At 58.3% G+C, this 235-nt stretch carries 1 protein-coding gene; it reads right to left on the reverse strand.

From position 1 onward, the window contains the following. On the reverse strand, positions 1-235 hold a 235-nt coding region (locus tag HWE01_RS22795), incomplete at both ends, for a TonB-dependent receptor domain-containing protein (protein WP_241822980.1).

Consider the following 235-nt stretch of genomic DNA (forward strand, 5'->3'; position numbering starts at 1 on the left):
ATGTAGAACAGGGTGGCGGCCAGGGTCATGTCGTCGGCGGTGTAGCGCCAGCCCAGTTCATGGTTCCAGCTGGTTTCCGGCTTGGAGTCGATCGAGTTGGCACCTTTGTCGTACAGCACGTAGTTCTGCGGCACGCGCATGTTGCGCGACAGGCTGTAGAACAACTGGTCACGCTCATCGAGCTGGTATTTCAGGCCCGCGTTGGGCAGCAGCTTGTTGTAGGTCTGATTACGCT

It is taken from the genome of Herbaspirillum sp. C7C8, assembly GCF_022627875.1.
Taxonomy (GTDB): domain Bacteria; phylum Pseudomonadota; class Gammaproteobacteria; order Burkholderiales; family Burkholderiaceae_D; genus Herbaspirillum.